This window comes from Gordonia sp. J1A (genome assembly GCF_055393515.1).
Genome location: NZ_AP041607.1, coordinates 2,656,132 through 2,675,755, shown reverse-complemented (window position 1 = coordinate 2,675,755; position 19,624 = coordinate 2,656,132). Strand labels below are relative to the sequence as shown.

General features: G+C 69.6%; 15 protein-coding genes. 7 read left to right on the top strand and 8 right to left on the bottom strand.

Annotation, left to right across the window (positions count from 1 at the left end; translation table 11 throughout):
- Positions 1–41 precede the first annotated feature (41 nt).
- A complete protein-coding gene (locus tag ACZ5QD_RS12440; protein ID WP_464366796.1) occupies positions 42–1,454 on the top strand; it encodes a hypothetical protein in 1,413 nt (470 codons plus the stop codon).
- A 237-nt stretch (positions 1,455–1,691) separates the two neighbouring features.
- Here the strand turns inward: ACZ5QD_RS12440 and ACZ5QD_RS12435 are convergent, their stop codons facing one another.
- Positions 1,692–3,101 carry a WS/DGAT/MGAT family O-acyltransferase gene (locus ACZ5QD_RS12435; RefSeq protein ID WP_062366473.1) on the bottom strand — a complete coding sequence of 470 codons (1,410 nt, stop codon included), beginning with the start codon at positions 3,099–3,101 and terminating at the stop codon, positions 1,692–1,694.
- Positions 3,102–3,235: 134 nt separating this feature from the next.
- Here ACZ5QD_RS12435 and ACZ5QD_RS12430 point away from each other — a divergent pair, with 134 nt between their 5' ends.
- Together ACZ5QD_RS12430 and ACZ5QD_RS12425 are read left to right on the top strand one after the other, a co-directional pair.
- Entirely contained in the window at positions 3,236–3,862 is a 627-nt protein-coding gene (locus ACZ5QD_RS12430) for a SanA/YdcF family protein (protein WP_062366475.1), read from the top strand.
- Positions 3,863–3,926: 64 nt separating this feature from the next.
- Complete coding sequence (locus ACZ5QD_RS12425) at positions 3,927–4,628, top strand: hypothetical protein (protein WP_062366477.1); 702 nt, start codon at positions 3,927–3,929, stop codon at positions 4,626–4,628.
- 35 nt (positions 4,629–4,663) lie between these two features.
- Here ACZ5QD_RS12425 and ACZ5QD_RS12420 read toward each other — a convergent pair whose 3' ends face one another.
- The 3 genes from ACZ5QD_RS12420 to ACZ5QD_RS12410 form a co-directional block, all read right to left on the bottom strand.
- Positions 4,664–5,884, bottom strand: a complete 1,221-nt coding sequence (locus tag ACZ5QD_RS12420; RefSeq protein ID WP_062366479.1) for an acyltransferase — start codon at positions 5,882–5,884, stop codon at positions 4,664–4,666.
- A 101-nt stretch (positions 5,885–5,985) separates the two neighbouring features.
- A complete protein-coding gene (locus ACZ5QD_RS12415) occupies positions 5,986–8,136 on the bottom strand; it encodes an acyltransferase family protein (RefSeq protein WP_464366795.1) in 2,151 nt (716 codons plus the stop codon).
- 73 nt (positions 8,137–8,209) lie between these two features.
- Positions 8,210–9,205, bottom strand: coding sequence for an alpha/beta hydrolase family protein (locus ACZ5QD_RS12410; RefSeq protein ID WP_464366794.1), 996 nt, complete (start codon positions 9,203–9,205; stop codon positions 8,210–8,212).
- A 191-nt stretch (positions 9,206–9,396) separates the two neighbouring features.
- Between ACZ5QD_RS12410 and ACZ5QD_RS12405 the strand changes: the two genes are divergently transcribed.
- From ACZ5QD_RS12405 to lon, 3 genes are all read left to right on the top strand, one after another.
- The gene (locus ACZ5QD_RS12405; RefSeq protein WP_464366793.1) at positions 9,397–10,521 is read left to right on the top strand and encodes an NDMA-dependent alcohol dehydrogenase; all 1,125 of its coding nucleotides are present in this window, start codon (positions 9,397–9,399) and stop codon (positions 10,519–10,521) included.
- Positions 10,522–10,691: 170 nt separating this feature from the next.
- On the top strand, positions 10,692–11,366 hold the full coding sequence (locus tag ACZ5QD_RS12400; protein WP_006896043.1) for a VOC family protein: 675 nt from the start codon (positions 10,692–10,694) through the stop codon (positions 11,364–11,366).
- 79 nt (positions 11,367–11,445) lie between these two features.
- Positions 11,446–13,890 (top strand): endopeptidase La, encoded by a 2,445-nt coding sequence (lon, locus tag ACZ5QD_RS12395; protein WP_464366792.1) that lies wholly within the window; start codon positions 11,446–11,448, stop codon positions 13,888–13,890.
- Between the two features lie 54 nt (positions 13,891–13,944).
- Here lon and ACZ5QD_RS12390 read toward each other — a convergent pair whose 3' ends face one another.
- The 4 genes from ACZ5QD_RS12390 to macS all read right to left on the bottom strand — a co-directional run bounded on the left by ACZ5QD_RS12390 (position 13,945) and on the right by macS (position 18,893).
- Positions 13,945–14,889 (bottom strand): hypothetical protein, encoded by a 945-nt coding sequence (locus ACZ5QD_RS12390; protein ID WP_062366486.1) that lies wholly within the window; start codon positions 14,887–14,889, stop codon positions 13,945–13,947.
- Between the two features lie 102 nt (positions 14,890–14,991).
- Positions 14,992–16,965, bottom strand: a complete 1,974-nt coding sequence (locus ACZ5QD_RS12385) for a DUF2339 domain-containing protein (protein ID WP_464366791.1) — start codon at positions 16,963–16,965, stop codon at positions 14,992–14,994.
- Positions 16,966–17,049: 84 nt separating this feature from the next.
- Positions 17,050–17,700, bottom strand: coding sequence for a response regulator (locus ACZ5QD_RS12380; protein ID WP_464366790.1), 651 nt, complete (start codon positions 17,698–17,700; stop codon positions 17,050–17,052).
- A complete protein-coding gene (gene macS, locus ACZ5QD_RS12375) occupies positions 17,697–18,893 on the bottom strand; it encodes a MacS family sensor histidine kinase (RefSeq protein WP_006896048.1) in 1,197 nt (398 codons plus the stop codon). The genes ACZ5QD_RS12380 and macS overlap by 4 nt, the downstream gene beginning before the upstream one ends.
- Positions 18,894–19,027: 134 nt before the next feature.
- On the opposite strand from macS, the gene ACZ5QD_RS12370 reads away from it, so the two are divergent.
- Positions 19,028–19,618, top strand: a complete 591-nt coding sequence (locus ACZ5QD_RS12370; RefSeq protein ID WP_039867282.1) for a hypothetical protein — start codon at positions 19,028–19,030, stop codon at positions 19,616–19,618.
- Positions 19,619–19,624 lie beyond the last annotated feature (6 nt).

The window sequence follows — 19,624 nt, the reverse complement described above, 5'->3', positions numbered from 1 at the left end:
AGCCATTCCCTTCGATTAGAGAAGAGTCCCAGGTGACCTCGATGGATACCCGATCTCGAAGCCGTCGGCAGCGACGCACCCGTCTGACGACGGGCCTCACCGCGGTCGCGGCGTCGGCCGCACTCCTCGCGGGCGGAGTCGGCGCCGCGCCGGCGAACGCCGCGAACGGCCTGCCGGATTTCCCCTCGTACAAGTGTGCGCCGGGGCAGCAGACCGCGCCCAGCCCCGTCGGCGACACCGTCGACTGCGGGGCTGCCCGCCCCGCGGTGCTCGCGAAAATCGGCGACGGCCTGATCGGCCTGGTGCTGCCCGATCTGGGCCTGAACCTCGCCGATATGAATTCGGCCACTGCCATCAGCCTGGCGCCGCTGTTCGGCACCTCGTACCCGGGCGCCGCGACGATCGCGGGCACCGGTCTGGCGTCGGCGCTCGCCGTCGGCGGCACCGCCAACGCGCAGGCCGACGCCTTCCTGTCCGGCGCCATCTCGGTCGGCAGCCTCGGCGCGGTCTCCGATTCGCGGGCCACCGGCGGCCTGGGGCTGTCGATCGGAGCGGGAGTGTCGGAGACCTCGGTCCGGGCACTGCCGCTCGGCGTCGCGATCGCGATGGGGCTGGGCGAGAACGCGACCGCCACGGCGCTCGGCGGCGTCGCGGTGGCGACTGGCTTCCTCGACGGCATCGCGAACGCGCCGGACCCGACCAAGAGTTCGGTGGTATGCACCGCGCTGTATGGAAAGGCGCAGGTCACCGACGGGGAGACCGGAAAGAACTACTCGTCGTGCACCAGCGTGGCGTTCATCTTCCAGAAGTCGCAGCAGGGCGACGGGCCGGTGGTCTACTCGATCAAGAATCCGTTCTCGCTGACGCTCGGCTCTCCGCTGGCGCCGATGACGACCCTGCTCGACATGGTGGGTGCGCTCGGCATTCCGGCGCCCTTCCCGGACTCGGTGACCGGCATCCTCACCGGCAATGTGATCCCGACCTTCTCGCAAGACCTCATCCGTATCGTGATGACCGACCATGGGCCGCGGATCGAGACCGACCTGTTCGCCAAGAAGCCGGCTCCCACGCCGCCGGCGACCGAGCCGTCCACCGCATCGACCGCGGCACGGGTCGCCGATGTGCAGGCGACGAGCACCTCCGCGGCAGCCGACTCGGCGCAGACGACCGTTGGTTCGGAGGCCACTGAGAACACCTCCGCTGAGACCACGGCACCGTCCGGGGAGCCCTCGGCCACCGAGCCCGCCCCGGCGGCCGACGCCGCGCCCGAGCCTGCGCCGACCTCCGAGGCGCCGGCCGTCACCGACGAGCCCGCCGCCGAGCCGTCGCAGGATTCAGCGGCCGAGCAGCCCTCCGACGACCAGTCGTCGGAGCCCGCCGCTGAGCCGTCCGCGAACGAGAGCGTCGCTGACACCGCGGATTCCGCACCGGCCGCCGAGGCGCCCGCGGCGTGACCGATTCGGGCGATTTGCTGTGACCACCGTCACTGCGAACTACCATGACGGTGTCGCAAACCGTCCGCGTTGGAGGGAGCAGTCCGATGATGAACAGCTGGAACAGAATCCGCCGGAGCCTCGCCGAGTACTTCGCGACGGGATCGGCTGTCGCACTGATCACCAGCGGCCTGACCTGACTCGGTAGCGCGATCAACAGCCCGCCCCGCCACCGCGGGGCGGGCTTCGCGCTGCCGGTCACCGTGCCGGAGGCAGTGCCTCCAACTCGGCCAGCGACGTCTCCAGGTGGGCCAGTATGCGCTGGAGGCTCGGCAGCTGGGCCCGCGCACCGATGACGCCGAACCCGGCCTTGCCGCCGATCGTCGTGACGGTGATGTTCATGGCCTGCCCCTCCATCGGAATGGAGACCGGGTACGAGCCGTCCAGCCGGGCGCCGTTCCAGTACAGCGGCTCCTCCGGTCCGGGCACGTTCGAGATGATCAGATTGAACGCGCGCGGTGTGTACTCGACGAACCCGGGGACCGTCGCGAAGGCCAGCGGCCAGATGGTCGCGGCGCCCAGGGCGAGAGCCTGCAGCGGTTTGAGCCCGCGCACCACGTTCTTGGCGCCGTGGGTGGACGCCTTGATGGCAGCCACCCGGTCGGCGGGAGACTCGATGTCGGTGGCCAACCGCACGGTGATCGCGGTGACCGCGTTCCCGTCGGAGTCTCCGTCGCTGTGCAGCGACACCGGCATCATCGCCACCAGTGACTCGTCGGGCAGGCCGTCGTGATCGCTCAGGTAGCGGCGGAGCGCTCCGGAGCACATGGCGAGGATGACGTCGTTGAGCGTCATCTGCTGCGCCCGAGCCACCGCGCGAAGCCTGGTGACCGGCCAGTCCTGCGCGGCGAAGCGGCGCGCCGAGCCTATCGACTGGTTCAGGATCGTCGACGGCGCCATCTGCATCGGGGCCGCGTAATCCTTGTCGAAGACGCCCGCGGCGGCGATCCGGGCGGCGGCCGGCGCCATGCCGACCACCTGGCCCGCGGTGTCGGCGATCGCTCCGGCCACGCCCGTCACCGCACCGAGCAACCGCGACGAGCCCTTCGGCGGCCGTTGCTCCCGCCGCCGGCGGCGCCGTCGACGCACCAGCTCCATATCCCAGAAGGCGGTACCGGAACGGTCGTCGGGATCGGTGGAGAGGGAGCGCTGCAGCAAGCGCAGGGCGGAGACGCCGTCGACGATCGAATGATGGATCTTCGTGTAGAGCGCCACGCGGCCGTCCGCCAAGCCCTCGATGATGTGGATCTCCCACATCGGGCGACGGCGGTCGAGGAGGGCGCCGTGATTCAGCGACACGTAGCGGAGCAGGTCTTTGATCTCACCCGGACGGGGCAGAACGATGTGTCTGATGTGATAGTCGAAGTCGACCTCGTCGTCCTGCGTCCACGCGGTGTATCCGGCGATCTGGGCGGGTGTGGCCGGGCGCTTGAGGAACATCGGCGAGACGTCGGTCGCGGCGTGGAAGCGTTCGGATATCTCGTCGGCCAGATCCTCGGCCGACTGGCCTTCGCGGGGTACGAACAGTTGCAGCCCGCCCACGTGCATCGGCTGATCTCGCGTCTCGGCGATCAGGAACATCGATTCGGTCACCGGCATGTACTGCATCGGTGTCTCCCCTCCCTGCGCGACCGCGCGTCCCGCTTGCGAGAGATTGTGACAGCCTTCCGGTCGGGATGACCGGGGGACCCGGGACCGGGTCGGTGTGCCCGGGTGGCCGGCGCTGCGTCTAGGTTGGACCGGTGCCCCTGCGTTCCCCCGCGATCCGGCGTCTGATTCCGGTGATTCTGCTGTCAGTGATCGCCGTCGAAGCGGTCGTCACGATCGCGTCGGTGTGGATGGCAGTGGGTGCGCGGGGACGAGTGGTGCAGGCCTCCGAGATCCCGGACGACGCGCCCCGCACCATGATCGTGCTCGGAGCCAAGGTCCGCGACGGGCAGGTCGGCGACTACGTCGGGCCGCGGCTCGACGTGGCGGTGAACGCCTACCGGTCCGGCCGCGTGGACCGCATCGTCGTATCCGGCAACGACGCCGACTCCGCGGGCAACGAGGTACGGGTGATGCGCGCGTACCTCCAGGCCCTCGGAGTGCCGTCGACGAGCATCGTCGACGATCCGCTCGGGGTGAACACCAACGCCACATGCCGCCGGGCCGCGACGATGTACGACGTCCGCTCCGCGATGATCGTGACGCAGAACTTCCACGTGGCGCGCGCGGTGACGCTGTGCCGCGCGTGGGATGTCGACGCGCTGGGCGTGGTGGCGGCGTGCGACCGCTGCTCGCCGCTGAGCCTGGTCCGCAACCAGCTCCGCGAGGCGCTCGGCTCACGGCCGCGCGCGGTGATCGACACCGTCCGCGCACGCCGCTGAGCCGCGGGCTGCGGCGGTCATTCGGACGGCGTATCGCCGCCGTCGCCCGCCGTAGCGTGAGTCCATGCCTGACAACCCCGCCCGCAGCGGCGCGAGTGCGGCCGCCGCATCGGCCGGCCAGGTCCGGGTCTCGGGTCTGGCGGTCGCGACCGGCGCGTCGCACGACCGCCGTCTCGGACCGGCGCACGCCGCGCTCGGCGACGCGGGGCTCGAGGTCCGCGACGTGGTCGCGGTGATCCACGTGAGGCCGCCGGCCGGCGACACCTGGTCGGCCGAGCGGGTGCGCGACGAACTGGGACTCGGGGGAGCCCCTGCGGTGCGCGCACTCGATGTGGTCGACGACGGCTGCGGGGTGCCGTCGTCGATCGCGGTGGGATCGTCAATGCTGGCGCAGACGCACGGCGCGGTGCTGGTGGTGGTCGCGGGAGCGGCCGCGGTGCTGACCGGCACCCCGCAGCCGGGACACCGCCGCGGCGACCGGAACGGTTCGGCTCTGCGGTCGAGCGCCGACTCGGACGGTACGCATGCCGCAGTCGAGCGGGTGCTGACCGCGGTCGGTGACGATCTGCCGATCGTGGCCGTGGCGCCCGGAGGCATCCGGCTCGCGGCCGGCCGTCGGTTCGTGGCGACGAGCCTGTCGACGCACGCCGCCGCGCCGATCGAGGGGCTCATCGACGCGCGCGCCGGCGGGCACTCCGAGGTGGTGCTGGTGACCGCGAACGGGTCGGGCCACGCTGCCGCCGTGGTGTGCCGGTTGCGCGATTGAGTCCGAGCCGCGCCGACGACGGTCGGTCCGGCGGGTCAGATCGTCGGCCGGAACGGAAGCCGCGGGCGTCCGGTGAGGTACAGCGACCCCGGGAGTCGGCGCAGTACTTCGACGACGGCGAGCGAGATCGCCAGTGTGCTGACGTACACCGTCAACGTCGCGAGCGGCTGCGGGATGTGGGCGACGAGCCACTTCTGGCCGTCGTCGGTGACCGGGCGCAGCAGGAAGAACAGCACCATCACGTGTACCAGGAACACCGGGAACGACCGGTTGGACGCGTAGGCGACCACTTTCGCCATGATCGGCGTCCGCTCACGGTGGAACGTGGCCCAGTGCAGTCCCGTCGCGTACACGCTGATGGCCGCGACCACGATGAACGGGAGCAAGGTCAGCTCGAACGGACTGCCCGGATCGTTGATCGGCGCACCGGAGAACAGCACCCGGTGCACGTAGGCGCCGACGGCGAGCAGACCCGTGCCCAGCAGGAGCCAGCCGAGCAGTTCGCCGCGCCCTCGCAGCCACTGCCCGATGCGTTCCCGGTGGTCGGCGGCCAGCGCACCGAGGATGATGAGCAGCTGGTAGGGCACCACGGTGGCGTACAGATGGCTCCACAGCTCGGCCATCCCGGTCGGCGGAGTCCAGTAGCAGATGAGACTGAAGACGGTGATCTGGAGCGCCGCGCTCGCGCCGAGCAGCCACCAGTGCCGGCCGCGGGTACGCGCCACCAGCCGGCGGATCAGCGGGAACAACAGGTACACCTGCAGCATCACGAACAGGAAGTACAGGTGGTAGGCGGCCGTCCCCCATTTGATGCGGTCGAACAACTCATCCAGGCTGCCCGGGACGTCACCGAGGCGTCCGCTCGCCCACATTCCCTCGATGGTCCAGTACAGCACCGACCACACCAGGTAGGGCACGATGACCAGCTTGATCCGGCGCCGCCAGAACGACGTGGCGCGGAAGTCGGGACGGTCGAGGTACTGGTACATGAGCACGAAGCCGGTGAGCGCGAAGAAGATGTTCCGGGTGGAGTGGAACAGCAGCGCGGTCCCGTTGGTGCCCATGCTGGTGAACTCGGCGGTCGTCGACGTGAGCGTGTGCACGAAGATGACCAGGGCGAAGGTCATCGTGCGCACCAGGTCGACGTGATGCAGGTAAGGGCGTTTGGCCGGCGCCGGCGCCGGCGCCGGCGGCGCGGAGCCTACGGCGGGAACGGTCGGGGTAGCCGCCTCGGGGAGGACAGCTGTGGACGACATCGGGTGACCTCACGGTTGCGGGGGAGCGGATCAATCGGACACGCTAACAGCCCACCCTGTGCACTCACTGTGTGCCCGCTGCCGGGCCGGTGTCGGTCCCGCTACCACCAGCCGGTGGCTTTCTGCAGGTCACGGTCGAGGAACGGCGCCAGGCTGCGCATGAAGGCGGTGGAGACGTGGTGGTAGTCGTGCCACACCAGGATGTTGCCGACCACAGCCGGGCAGTAGGTGTCGTTGCAGAAACCGTCGCTGTAGTCCAGGAAGGTCATGTTCGGGAAATCCGGGATCAGCGCGTCGGCCGGGTTCACCGGAGACAGCGCCCGTGACCGCTCCACGCCGCACACACGCGGCAGCTTGCCGGAAGCGATGCACTCCGGAGGCGAGAGCGGTCCGTGTGCCCACGGGGTGTCACGTACGGCGACCACCTTCTGCCCGCGGTCGCGGAACTCCTTGAAATAGTCGACGTAGCCGCGCGGCACCACGTCGCCGTTCTGCCCGGTGGGGGCGGGCCGGGTGGCGGTGGTGAAGACGACGTCGGGCCGGTCGACGGCCAGCTTGTCGACCACCGCCCGCGACCACTCGTTGCATTCGGTGAGGGTGCGGCCGTCGAGTTCCACCTCGGCCTCGGTCGAGAGCGCGCAGCCCGCCTTCATGTACGTCGTGACGCGGACACCGCGGTTCTTGCCGATCTTGTCGAGCGCGGTCATCCAGTGCTCGGAATGCGAGCCGCCGACCACGGCGACGGTGTGCGCGCCCTGCGGATCGCCGTACACGCCGACCTTGATCGCGGGATCGCCGAAGTTGGAGAAGTGGTCCCAGTGGCTCAGCGGCCAGTCCTCCGCGGCAGCCTCCGGCGACGGCGCCACCGGCACGGCCGGACTCGGCGCACCCTCCAGGAGGGCTCGGGCACCGGGATACTCGCGGGGGTCGAGATTGGTGGTGTCGACGATCATCTGACTCTGGCGGTGCTGCCAGTAACCGGCACTCGCCACGGCGAAGACCGAGGCGACGATGAGGATCGCGGTGAGCCCGCGCCGGTAGCCCGCCGAGAAGCCGCCGCCGCGTCCCGCGCGCAGCGGCGTCTCGACGAACTTCGTCATCAACCAGGCGAGAATCACCGAGACCACCAGGATCGCGGTGCCCTCGGCGAAGTTCACGTCGTCGACGAATCGCCAGTTCATGTAGAAGATCAGCAGCGGCCAGTGAATCAGGTACAGCGAGTACGCGATGGAACCGAGCCAGACAATCCACGGGTGGGCCAGGACCAGGCCGCCGGGGCTCAGGTCGTTGCCGGGGACCGCCCGCGTCGCGGTGGCCGACGAACCGACCCAGATCAGCAGGAGCGTCGATCCGACCGGCACCAGCGCCATGACGGCCGGATACTCCTGGACGCCCGCGATCCAGAATCCGGACGAGGCGATCATCGCAACGGCGAACACCGTCAGCAGCGTGCGCAGCCAGTTCGTCAGGCGCAGCCTGGGCATCCAGACGGCGAGCAGACCGCCGGCCAGCGGCTCCCACATGCGGGCCACGGTGTCGTAGTAGTTGAACGGCTGGTTGATCCCGTGCCGGTAGTTGGCCCACGCGAAGGACACCAGCGTCACCGCGAGCAGCGACGTCCCGACGATCGCGCGGATCACGTTCGGGCGGGCCAGTGCCTCCCAGCGTGCGGCACCCCATTTGAGGAGGCCGCCCAGGGCGAGCGCGGTGAGGAGGGTCAGAACGAAGAACTGGCCCTGCATCGACATCGACCACAGATGCTGCATCGGGCTGATCGCGGAGTCGGCGGCGCCGTAGTCCTGCGAGAGGAAGGCCAGGTGATAGTTCTGGTAGTAGAAGGCCGAGGCGATGATCTCCTCGCCGAGCGGACCCCAGCGGGTGCTCGGCATGAGCCACCAGACGCCTGCCGCGATGAAGGCGAGCAGCAGGAACATCGCCGGAAGCAGGCGGCGCAGCAGCCGGCTCAGCCGGGGCCACGGATCCACCGCCGCGCGCCAGGAGACATCGGCCGGCTGGGTTCGGATCACGTGCTTGAGCAGCGAGGCGACGAAGAAGTAGCCGGACAGCGTCAGGAAGACGTCCACGCCGCCGGACACGCGGCCGAACCAGACGTGGAAGACGGCGACGAGGAAGATCGCGATGCCGCGCAACCCGTCGAGGTCGGGCCGGTAACCGGAGGTGTTCCCGGTGGCGGCGTCTTCGTTGTGTCGAGTCGGCGGTCCCGCCGTAACGTCGGTTCCAGCAGGCTTCACACGCCGGATGCTACTGGGATCGTCCCGGCGATTTCCATTCGCAACGCGCGGCGGCGGCCGGCTGCGCCAGCGGTCATGGACGAAGCGCTTCTGCGGCGATCAAGTCGATCAGTGAACGGTAGGCAGCCGAATGCGCCTCGAACATCGATGTGTGCGTCGCACCGGGCAGCAGTTGCAGTCGACCGTGCCCCCGGTGCAGCAGGTACTCGGCGACGAATCGTTCGGAGTTGACCGCCGACACGAGTCGATCGGCAGTGCCGTGCACCGCTACGATCTCGGGCGCGGACGCCTCGTCGCCATCAGCGGCCAGTTCCAGCGGGTCCACGGCGCGGTAGCGGTCGGCGACCGCGCTGGGCGGTCCGCCGAGGGCGCGGATCACACGGGAGTCGCCGTGCGTGGCGGAGAACACCATGTCGAGCGGCCCGGACACGCTGATGACCGTCGACGGCCGCCAGCGCGGAGGGCCGAGACCGAGACCGGGATCGGCGGCAGTGCGGAGTGCGGACCACACCGCGAGTTGGGCGCCGGCGCTGTGGCCGGCGAGCACCGAGTTCCGCAGAGTGATCTGCGGATGCGCGCGGATCACAGCGGGCAGATCGTCGAGAGCGGCAGCGACGTCGGTGAACGTGGCGGGCCAGCCGCCGCCGCTCCCCAGGCGCCGATACTCCACGTTGTAGACGGCCAGGCCGCGGGCGGTGAGGTCGCGTGCCAGACGGTCGAAGCTGTGCGCACCGACACCGCGCGCCCAGGCGCCTCCGTGAACCAGCACCACCAGCGGAAGCCTCGGGTGGGCAGGTGAGACGGTCGGCAGATAGAGGTCGGCGTAGTTCTGAGTGGGGTCGGCGTGCGCGGCCGGATACGCGATGCGCTGGAGGAAGGGCTCGGCCGACGTGACGACGGCTCGATGCGCCGCCGGGGTGATGGTCGAGTCGCTTCGGTGCGCTGCCGGTGCGCCGTGCGGCGATGAGCCGGGCCCCGCTTGCCACAGCAGAACGCCGAGCAGCGCGGCCGCCGCGAGCAGAGTGGAGACCACGCCGACGATGACGGGGTGGTCGCGCTTGAACTTCATCGCCTCGATTCTCTGCGTCGCCGCTGACAGTTCGCAGACGAGTACCTCTCGTCCCGCAGGAGATCGCGGAAGAATCCGCAGTCGTTACCACCGATACGCCCAATCTCGCCTGACGGCACCGAGTCCGACGCACCATGGAGTCAGCCGCGCGCAGGTGACGCGCGGCACAGTCGAGAAGAAAGCGTGACGCGATGAAGACGAAGGCCGCGGTTCTGCACGGTGTCAACGAGGACTGGAAGATCGAAGAAGTCGAGTTGGGCGACCCCGTCGCGGGTGAAGTCCAGGTCCGGCTCGTCAGTTCGGGACTGTGTCACTCCGACCATCACCTGCGGACCGGCCAGAGTCCGGCGCCGATGCCGGTGGTCGGAGGCCACGAGGGTGCGGGCGTCGTCGTGAAGGTGGGAGAGGGCGTCACTCGTTTCGCGGAGGGCGACCACGTGGTCACCGCTTTCATCCCCGCCTGCGGTGTGTGCGGACCGTGTTCGCGGGGCCAGCAGAACATCTGCGACGAGGGAGCCGGCCTGCTCACCGGCAAGGCGATCTCCGACAAGACCCACCGGGTGACGATGAACGGTGAGGGCCTCACCCAGATGTGTCTGCTCGGCACCTTCTCTCCGTACATCACCGTCAATCAGGCGTCACTGGTCAAGATCGAGGACGACATCCCGCTTCAGCAGGCCGCGCTCCTCGGCTGCGGCATCGCGACGGGCTGGGGTTCGGCCACCGAGATCGGCGGAACCAAGGTCGGCGACACGGTGGTCGTCGTCGGCATCGGCGGAGTCGGAATCAACGCCGTCCAGGGCGCCAGTGCGGCCGGCGCCCGGCACGTCGTCGCCGTCGACCCGGTGAAGTTCAAGCGAGACATGGCCGTGAAGCTCGGCGCAACGCACACCTTCGAGAGCATGGAGGAGGCGATCCCGGCGGTCGGAGAGATGACATGGGGAACCATGGCGAACACGGTCATCCTCACCGTCGGCGAGATCAAGGGCGAGTACATCGCGCCCGCGATGGCCATGACCGCCAAGGGGGGCCAGACCGTGGTGGTCGGCATGGGCGACTTCCAGGCGATGGACGTCAAACTCAACCTCTTCGATCTGACGCTGATGCAGAAGCGGGTGCAGGGGGCCATCTTCGGCGGCGCCGGCCCGCGCACCCAGGTGCCGAAGCTCCTCAACGAGTACCGGGCGGGCAAGCTGAACCTCGCCGACCTCGTCACCCAGACCTACCGCCTCGAAGAGATCAACAAGGCCTACGACGACATGCTCGAGGGCCACAACATCCGCGGCATGGTGGTCTTCGACGAGGCCGACTGGTAGTCGCGGCTGGTTGAGCGAGGACCCTCTCAGGCTGGTTGAGCGAGCGCCCTCTCAGGCTGGTTGAGCGAGCGGAGCGAGTCGAAACCACCACCGCCGCCCCGCTCGCCCACCCACCCCATCGAGCAGTTTTCGAGAAGCATCGCGAACCGTGCACTCGTAGCGTCAGTCGTATGACGAACATCAACACACTCACCCTGCAGGTCGCCGACGTCGAGGCGGCGAAGTCCTTCTACGACGAGGCGTTCGGGATCGGCGACCGTCTGCGCTTCGAACAGGCCACGCCGCCGACGTCGGGCTTCCGCGGATTCGTGATCTCCCTCGTGGTCGCCGACCCCGCGGTCGTCGATTCCTTCATCGAACCGGCGATCACGGCGGGCGCGCGCGTCGTCAAGCCCGCCAAGAAGTCGTTCTGGGGATACGGCGGTGTGCTTCAGGCACCGGACGGCACCCTGTGGAAGATCGCGGCGTCGTCGAAGAAGTCCACCGGTGCGCCCTTGCGCGTGGTCGACTCCCTGGTACTGCTGCTCGGCACCTCCGACATCACCGCCAGCAAAGCCTTCTACGTCGACCACGGGCTCACGGTGGCGAAGAGCTACGGCCGCAAGTACGTCGAGTTCGAGGCCGCCGACGGCGCCGTCACCCTCGCCCTGTACGGCAGGAAGGGCGCGGCGAAGGACGCGGGTGTGCCGCCGGAGGGCAGCGGTTCGCACCGGCTCGTCGTCGGTTCCGATGCCGACGCATTCGTCGATCCCGACGGTTTCGCCTGGTCACCGGCGAGTCTGACATCGGGTCAGCCGCTGTCGGCGCAACCTCGCCGTGCCGACGCCGGAGGGGCCACGGCCTGATCGCCCAGGGCGAACACCGTTCCGGAACAAACAAAGGGCACCCTCGGTTGAGTCGAGCAGACTGAACTTTGGAGGTGTGATGTCTGAGAACATTTCCGTTCCCGTGCTGTTCGTTCCCGATCTCGTGGTGCTGCCCGGGATGGTGGTGCCCGTGCCGCTCGACGATGCCGCGCAGGCCGCCGTCGACGCGGCCCGCGCGAGCGACAGCGCAGAACCCGGTGCGGGCAAGATCCTGATCGCCCCGCGCCTCGACGACCACTACCCGACACACGGCGTGATCGCCTCGGTGGTGCAGGTCGGTCGCATGCAGGGCCGAGACGGCCACGTCGCGGTGATCCGCGGCGAGCAGCGCGCACACATCGGTGCCGGAACCACCGGTCCGGGTGCGGCGCTGTGGGTGGAGGTGGAGCTGGTTGAGGAGACCGAACCCACCGAGACCACCCGCGAACTGGCCGCCGAGTACCGCAAGGTGGTGCTCGCGATGCTGCAGCGCCGGGAGGCGTGGCAGGTGATCGACGCCGTCAACCGCCTCACCGATCCGTCCGCGCTCGCCGATACCTCGGGCTACGCGTCGTGGATCAGCGATGAGCGCAAGCGTCGGTTGCTGGAGACCGAGAACGTCGACGAGCGGCTGCGGCTGTTGATCGACTGGACCGGGGAGCACCTGGCGGAGACAGAGGTCAGCGACAAGATCGCGGCCGACGTGCGCGAGGGCATGGAGAAGACGCAGAAGGAGTTCCTCCTGCGCCAGCAGCTCAACGCCATTCGCAAGGAACTCGGGGAGGACGAGCCGGACGGTGCCGAGGACTACCGGACTCGCGTCGAGGGCGCCGATCTGCCCGAGAAGGTCCGTGAGGCCGCTCTTCGGGAGGTCGGGAAGCTCGAGCGAGGAAGTGATCAGAGCCCCGAATCCGGCTGGATCCGGACCTGGCTCGACACGGTGCTCGACCTTCCGTGGTCGGTCCGGACCGACGATTCGACCGACCTGATCGAGGCAAGGGAGATCCTCGACGCCGACCATCACGGTCTGGAGGACGTGAAGGACCGGATCGTCGAGTACCTGGCGGTCCGCGCCCGGCGTGCCGAACGCGGATTGTCGGTGGTGGGCGGTCGCGGTTCCGGTGCGGTGATGGTGCTGGCCGGACCTCCCGGGGTCGGTAAGACGTCGCTCGGCGAGTCGGTGGCCCGCGCGCTCGGTCGCAAGTTCGTCCGCGTGGCGCTCGGCGGTGTCCGCGATGAGGCCGAGATCCGCGGTCACCGCCGCACCTACGTGGGCGCGCTGCCCGGACGGATCGTCCGTGCCATCGGCGAAGCCGGTTCGATGAATCCCGTCGTCCTGCTCGACGAGATCGACAAGGTGGGCTCTGACTACCGTGGCGACCCCGCGGCGGCGCTTCTGGAAGTCCTGGACCCGGCGCAGAACCACACGTTCCGCGACCACTACCTGGATCTGGACCTGGACCTGTCGGACGTGGTCTTCCTCGCTACCGCGAACGTGGTGGAGAACATTCCGTCGGCGCTGCTGGATCGTATGGAGCTGGTCACGATCGACGGCTATACCGAGGACGACAAGGTCGCCATCGCGCGTGACTACCTGGTTCCGCGACAGCTGGAGCGGGCTGCGCTCACGGCGGACGAGGTGAGTGTCACCGAGGGCGCCTTGCGTGAGATCGCCGCGAACTACACCCGTGAGCCGGGTGTTCGGCAGTTCGAGCGGATGCTGGCGAAGGTGGCGCGGAAGGTCGCGGTGCAGGCCGGCGCCGGGAGCGAAGCGAGCGGGCCGGATTCGCACGGCGCCGGGAGCGTAGCGAGCGGGCCGGATTCGCACGGCGCCGGGAGCGAAGCGAGCGGGCCGATCGTCGTCGACGAGACTGCGCTGGTGGAGTACCTCGGGCGACCGCGGTTCACTCCGGAAACCGCCGAGCGCACCGAGGTTCCGGGCGTCGCCACCGGTCTGGCCGTGACGGGAATGGGCGGCGACGTGCTGTTCATCGAGGCGCTGAAAGCGGCGGGCACGTCGGAGAAGGGTGAGCACGCGGCCGGACCGCAGCTGAAGCTGACGGGCCAGCTGGGTGAGGTGATGAAGGAGTCGGCGCAGATCGCGCTCTCGTACGTGCAGGCGCACGCCGCCGATTTCGGCATCGATCCGGCTGATCTCAACGGCACGGTGCACATCCACTTCCCGGCCGGTGCGGTTCCTAAGGACGGACCGTCCGCGGGTGTCACGATGGTGACCGCGTTGGTGTCGATGCTGACCGGCCGGCGGGTGCGCAGCGATGTCGGCATGACCGGCGAGGTGACCCTGAACGGGCGCGTGCTGCCGATCGGCGGCGTGAAGCAGAAGCTGCTCGCCGCGCAACGGAACGGGTTGAAGACGGTCTTCATCCCGCAGCGCAACGAGGCCGATCTGGACGAGGTTCCGGCCGAGGTGCTCGAGGCGCTCGAGGTGAAGCCGATGACGGATGTCGCGGTGATCGTCTCGGAGGCCCTTGAGCCTGTGGAACAGGCGCGCGCCGCGGCGTGATGAGAATTTTGGCTCCCGGACGGGTCTCACAGACCTGTCCGGGAGCCAAAGTTTTCAGAGGAGTTCGGCGCGGCGGGCGGCGAGGGCATTGGCTAGCTCGCGCATGCAGTCGCCGGGCGCCAGATTGAGCTGCTTCCACGAGTAGGCCAGCGGGATCCAGCCGAGGCAGGCGATCGAGTTCGCCTTCGCGAGATCGCGGTTCCACCGGTCCTCGTGCCGATGGAAGGCGTAGCCGTGGATCTCCACGCCGACGCGCTCGGCGGGCCAGGCGAAGTCCCACGGCCGACCGCAGATCGGGAACTGCTGCTTCCATCCGGTGATCTGTTCGCTGCGGAGCATCCGCACGAAGAGTCGTTCGGCCTCGGACTCCGAGCCGTCGGCGGAGACACCCAGCAGCTTGCGCACTCGGGCGAGTCCGTGGACGCCGCGGTTCCGGTCCAGCGCGGCGACCAGTTCGGGCACGGTCACCACGCGCTTCTGAATCATCCGATCGAGGAAGACCAGACCCTCCTCGTGTTCTGACGCCGCGCCGAGAACCGAGAGCGCGGTGCCGGTCACCTGGATTCCGCGGACCTCGGTGATGTCTTCGTGCGGGTAGGTGCGCCGCTTGAGGTCGGCAGCCACCCCGCAGGTCGCATTCGGCTTCGCCGAGCGCGGCACCGCGGCGGTGATCGGCCCGGGAACGTCCCGGACCAGGCCGTGCCACCAGGCGGCAGCGGTGCGATCGATGGTGGCCGCCCTCGCATGCGCGACCACGCGTATTCGCGCGGCGGCCTCCAGCGGGTGGGCGAGGGAGAGGAAGACTTCGCGGGCCTGCCGTACCCACAGGCCTCGCTCCACCTGCGAACGGATCTGGCCCACGGTGAGTCCGCAGGCCAGTGCTTGTCCGGTGGTGATCACGCCGTCGTGAGCGGCGAGATGGTGTGCGACCGCGATCTCCGGATGCTCCGACCACCGGCTGTTCGCCCGACGATCGGCTGTCGACTGTGCTTCCCCCACCTTCAATTAGACGCACGTGCCGGGCTATCGGTTCCGGTCTGCAAAATTTTGGCTCCCGGAACGGTCCGTGAGACCGTTCCGGGAGCCAAAATTCTGTGCGGGTCAGTGCGCGGGTTCCTCGGAGGTGAATCGCTGCGCGTAAGCCACGCCGAGCGAGAGCAGAACCAGTCCGGCGACGATGAAGGCGATCACCCGGAACATTCCGTCGAGGGCGGCGAGATCGAACAGGAAGAGTTTCGCGACCGCCGCCGCGATCACCGACAACCCCGTGGCGAGGGTGAGGGTGCGGCTCGCTCCCTGCAGCCTCCGCGCCCACATCAGGGCCGCGGCGGCGGAGCCGAACCAGACGAGGGTCGCCGCGAGGTGACCGGCGCGGAATCCGGTGGTCGAGCCTCCGGTGGCGACTCCGGCGACTCCGACGCACAGTTCGGTGGTGAGCCACAGGCCGATGAGGCCGCCGATCAGCCAGATCTGTTGTGCGCGGCTCGGCGCTGCGGTGCCCCATTCGCGGGCCAGCACCATGGTGGCGGCCAGGCCGAGGAGTGAGCCGACGAGGAGGGTCGCGTGGACCGAGTCACTCAGCCCGCCGGGATACAGGAGCTGTTGCGCCCCGCCCGTCTCCAGCAGCGACGACAGTCCGAGGCCCGCGAACACGGTGGCCGCGATCCGCACTGCGCCCCGCAGATCGTCGGCCCAACGGGCCGCGAGACCCATGATCACCGCACCTGCCAGGAAGCCGAGCGAGATCGTCGAGGCGTCGAGTGCGACCCCGAGCGCCATCGAGATCAGCACCGCTCCTGCGGCCAGCCACACCACCCGGCAGACGAAGGGCACCGACGCCGGTCCGCGGGTAGCCACCGCGGCGACGACGAAGAGCACGGCGCCCAATCCGATCACCGCCGTCGACGATCCGGCCCCGGCGGTCCACTGACCTGCGATCATCGGCAGCGGGATCGCCGCGGCCACAGAAGTGAGTCCGAGCACCACGGCGCGACTGCTTGCGGGCGCCAGCATGATCGCCGAGCAGAGCGCCAGGGCGAGCCCGGTGAGCGCGGTGACCGCCAGGAACCACGCAGGACCGTCGCCGATCACCACGAACACGGTCATCGGAAGCGTGGTGGCGACCGTGTTGACGACGAACAGCGAGGTCCAGTCCCGACCGGCCTGCAGCCACAGGGTGGCCGCCGCGTACGTCAGCATGAAGCAGACCAGGAGTTCGTCGACGCCGCCCGCGACCACCGGCGCGAAGACCAGCAGCGGCACCGACACCATGAGTGCGAGCGCCTGACTGTTCCACCGGTGCGCCGACCACAGTCCGCCGCCGCCGATCAGTGCGCCGGCGACGAGCGCTGCCGACTCCGGCAGCCAGCCGTAGATCGCGGTGGCGGCGAGGACGTCGAGTAGGGCCGCGGCGACGCCGGTCGCGACCAGGGCGACGGCGCCGGGACGCTTCTCGGGTCGGCGTCCGACCCGCGATCCGACGCCGACCAGTGCGGCGGCGAAGACCGCGCCGCCGGCGACGCGAAGCTCGGGCCGGAGCAGACCGGCCTGTGCGGCCAGAACCAGCAGCAGCACGATCCCGATCAGCGTGATCGCGACGCCGACCGCCGCCAGAACCCGGCCGACCAGCCCGCGTTCGGCGGCGTCGGAGAGTCGTTTGCCGAGGCTGGGCGCCGGCGTGGCCGGCGGTGCCGGGAACGGGCGCGGAGCGTACGACGGCGGGCCGTACGGATGAGGCGGGTAGGGCTGCGGGGCGTACGACGGGACACCGTACGACTGGGGACCGAAGGGCTGTCGCGTGAACGGCGTGCCCACCGTCGGCGGCACCGTCGCGTACTGCAAATGCGGCTGCGGCTCAGGCCGCGGCTGGGGCTCAGGCTCAGGCTGGGGCGCGGGCTGCGGTCCCGTCGCCGCGACCGGGGGCGCATCCGCGTCCTGCGGCGTCTCCGACTCTCGGGCGAGCGACGCGGTGAACGCCTCGAAGTCGGCCGACACCGCCGACATCCGGCCCGCGATGCTCTTCAGCTCGTCGCCGAGGCGGGCCGCCGCGACTGCTGGATCGTTGTTGTTCGTCATGCCTTCCAGCGTCGCGGTGCGGCGCCTCGCGGACATGCGCAGAATTACGCAGAAGGTGTGGGGAGTTGGCCGTGGGGTCGGCGGTTACTCCTGGTCGAGGCCGTGCTCGATCGCGTACCGCGCCAACTCCACCCGGTTGCCGAGCTGCAGCTTCCGTAGCGCGGCGCCGACGTGGTTCTCGACGGTGCGCGGACTGATCGACAGCCGCGTCGCGATCTGTCGCGACGACAGCCCCTTCGCGACATGCCGCAGCACCTCGGTCTCGCGCTGCGTCAGCGTCGGTGCGTCAGGTTCGGGGGAGCGGGCGATCCGCCGGTACTCGCCGAGCACCAGTCCGGCGAGACCGGGAGTGAACACGGCCTGCCCGTCGCCCGTCGCACGGACGGCCGCGACCAGCTCCGACCGCTGCGCACTCTTCACCAGATACCCGGTGGCCCCGGCCTTGATGGCCTCGAGCACGTCGTCGCGCTCGTCGGACGCCGAGAGGACCAGCACGTGCGCGCCGGGGTGCGCCGCGAGGACTGCGGCGGTCGCTTCGGCGCCGGTGCCGTCGGGCATCTGCATGTCCATCAGGACGACGTCGGGCCGCACCGCCGCGGCACGCGCGGCCGCGCTCGCGCAGCCGTCGGCGGTGGCGACGACGTCGAAGCCCTCCTCCGACAGGTCGCGCGCCACGCCCTCTCGCCACATCGGGTGGTCGTCGACCACCATCACGCGCAGTGCGGCATCGCTCATCGGGACTGCGCCTCTCTTTCGCCGGCCGGGACCGTCAGCTCCCATTCTGTCCCGGCACCGGGCGCCGACTCCAGCCGAGCGGTGCCGCCGAGTGCCTCGATCCGCCCGATGATCGACCGCGAGATCCCCATCCGCCCTTCCTTCACCGCCGCCGACAGCCGGCCGGGCTCGATCCCCACACCGTCGTCGCGGACGCTGACGACGATCTCGGTGTCGAGGTCTTCCAGCAGGACGAAGGCGTGCGCGTCGCCGCCCGCGTGGCGTTCGACGTTGTCGAGGATGTTGCCGACCGCGGCGAGCACCTCGCCGGCGACCGCGGCGTCGATCAGGACCCGCTCGCCGGGTGTGCTGACCCGAACACGGTCGGTCGCCAGGGCGCGCAGGCCCGGTCCGAGGTCGAGGAGGGCGCCCCCGTCTGCCACCGGCGCAGGCGTCGCCGCGATGAGCTGCCGCAGCACGCGTTCCTGTTCGGCCGCCAGACTCGCGAGTTCGTCAGTGGGACCGCCGATCTCGCGCCCGCGACGAGCGATCAGGGCGAGGACCTGCAGCACGCCGTCGTGCACCTCGCGGGCGAGCCGTTCGCGTTCGGCCGATGCCGCGGCGAGTTCGACGGCCGCGGTGAGCCGGGAATGCATCAGTCGGGCGCGGGAGGCGGCCATGCCGAGGGCGATCGACGCGGCGGCGAGCAGGATGGCCGTCGCGTTGCGTCCGAAGTTCAGCAGGAATTCGCCCTTGACGTAGTAGTTCGTCAGTCCGATCACCGCTGCGGCCGCGAAACCCCAGCGCGCCCCGCCGAGCAACGCCGCGGACAGTGCGGCGTTCGTCATCCAGAGAGTGGTGGGCCAGGTCTGGTTGTCGGCGATCCACTGGCCGGAGGCGACGAACTCGGTCGAGAGCATCATCGCGGCCGACACGATCACCTCGCTCGCGACGAACCACCGGCGGCGACCGAATCCGGCGAGGTAGCCGGTGGTCCACCAGATGTTGGCCGCGGTCAGGACGGCGAACAGGATCCAGGTGACGGCGGGATGTTCCAGGTCGCCGTTGATCGCGACCTGGAAACCGAGTGCGTAGACGAAGGCGACGAGACGGAAGATCTGCGCCGCCCGCCACATGGGGCCGACTGGGTCGGCGTCGTCCAGACCCCGCCAGAGGGCGGTGGGATCGGCGGCGGGCAGGGCGCGGCGGTCCACGGTTCAGAACTGCCGGTCGCGGAACGGGGACGTCGTCATGGCTCCATCTAACAAGGGGCGCGTCACAGCGGCGACGGCTCTCGACGTTTCGTCGGTCGGAGTCGACCTCCTGATCGATGTCCTACGCTCGGCACGTGATCTTCTGGCCGCGACGACGGCGCCGCCCGCCGGCGCAGCAGCCTTCGCGGGTGCCGTTGCCCGGACTGTGGTCGCGCGGCGTGGAGTTCGGCGACGACGCCCTGACCTTCGTCGACTACGTTCACCCGGCGGCCTCGGTGTGTGCCGAGCCGGTGCTGTCGGTGGGCGGGATTCGCGACGTCGACCCGGCTGGATTCCCGCCGGAGATCCGCACGACGGCGGGCGAGACGCTGTTCGTGTCCAAGCTGCGTGAGGGCGACCTCCGGCAGTTCGCCGAGCGTCACCGGATTCCGCAGATCGCCCGCCCCGACATCTGGATGCGGCTGCTCGAGCCCTTTCTCGACACTACGATCGGCCACGGTCGGCAGGCCGATACCGACGGCTGGCTGCGGGAGCGCGGGTTCTCGGAGGCGGAGATCGCTCGGGCCCGCGCCCGCGTGGGACCGATGATGACCGCCTACAACGAGCTCCTGTGGGAGTGGGAGGATCTGAACCTCTCCGACCTCGTTCTGGCCTCCGCATCCAGTCCCGACGCGGGTCTGTATTGGTGGGCGATGGGGATCGCCGACCGCGCGGCCGTCGAGTAGGGCGGG